The organism is Undibacterium sp. Di26W (genome assembly GCF_049340265.1).
Classification (GTDB): domain Bacteria; phylum Pseudomonadota; class Gammaproteobacteria; order Burkholderiales; family Burkholderiaceae_D; genus Undibacterium.
In genome coordinates this window covers 1-1,288 of sequence record NZ_JBMPOR010000058.1, presented here as the reverse complement: position 1 = coordinate 1,288, position 1,288 = coordinate 1, and the positions used below count along the sequence as shown (strand labels likewise).

At 48.5% G+C, this 1,288-nt stretch carries 1 protein-coding gene; it reads right to left on the bottom strand.

The features are described from left to right. Positions 1-39 precede the first annotated feature (39 nt). Positions 40-1,220 (bottom strand): IS3 family transposase gene (locus tag ACO0LM_RS28585; protein ID WP_423042330.1). Its coding sequence is split into 2 segments (ribosomal slippage): positions 40-968 and positions 968-1,220, totalling 1,182 coding nucleotides; the frame shifts between segments, so codons are not numbered across the junction. Positions 1,221-1,288 lie beyond the last annotated feature (68 nt).

The window sequence follows — 1,288 nt, the reverse complement described above, 5'->3', positions numbered from 1 at the left end:
TGAGCTTCCCTCGGTAATTAGTTCACCATCAGGTGACTGTCATGCAGCCAGATTCTCTTGATTTTGTTTCTTCATCCAGTCTTCCAGATATTGAACCGGCGAGCGATAACCTAATGTTGAGTGCTGGCGGGTTCGATTATAAAACACTTCAATATATTCAAAGCTTGCTGCCTTCATTGCGTCATGGGTTGCGTAACGAATTCCATGATAGCGCTCATTCTTGAAGCTGTTAAACCAGCTCTCGGTAGGTGCGTTATCCCAACAATTTCCTTTGCGGCTCATTGAGCAAACCATACCAAATTCCTTGAGCTTGATCTGAAACGCATTGCTGGCATATTGGCTACCACGATCAGAATGATGCATCACACCAGTTGACGGTCGGCGGCGGAACCATGCCATCGTTAAAGCATCCGTCACAATGTCGCTGGTCATGCGCGGCTTGAGTGACCAACCAATCACCTCCCGGTTAAATAGATCAAGCACGATAGCCAGATAGAGCCATCCTTCATCCGTCCATAAGTAAGTGATATCAGAAGTCCATGCTTGATTCGGCGCCGTCGGCAGAAAGTTTCTATCGAGCAGATTGTCTGCAACAGGTAACGCATGTTTTGAGTCTGTCGTTACCTTGTAGCGGCGCTTATGCCGTGCGCGTATGCCATGCTCTCGCATCAATCTTTCGACACGTTCTTTGCTGGCTGTAAAGCCGCGCAATCTCAGTTCTCTGATCATGCGCGGGCTGCCATACGCACCCTTGAGTTCTGCATGAATGGCACGAATGATTGCCAGCATCTGTGCCTCCGTTAAGCGCTTTCTGCCAGGAATTCCACCTCGTTGCCAGGCGCGATAACCACTCACACTGATTTCCAATACGGCGCACATTTCTGCTAAAGAATAAGTTTTGCTGTTGCCAGCTATCCATGCATACTTCACAGAACATCTTTCGCGAAGTATGCCGCCGCCTTTTTTATGATTTCATTCTCCCGCTTGAGCCTGGCAACTTCTGCTCTTAATCGGGATAGCTCCATGGCTTCCGGCGTGATGACCTTCGCGCCTGCACCTTTGAGTTTCCCGTCCGATGCAGCCTTGATCCAGTTTCGCAGCGTTTGGTCGCTTAAACCCAGTTCCTTGACGACTACAGAGATGGCTTCGCCGCCTGAGACACGTTTGACGGCCAGTTCTTTGAATTCGGTCGTATAAGCTTTTTTGGGTATCCTGTTCATCATTTGTCTTTCCAAAGTTACGTTTATTTTACGTCACCTTTGGGGAACTAAATTTCAGGGGAAGCTCA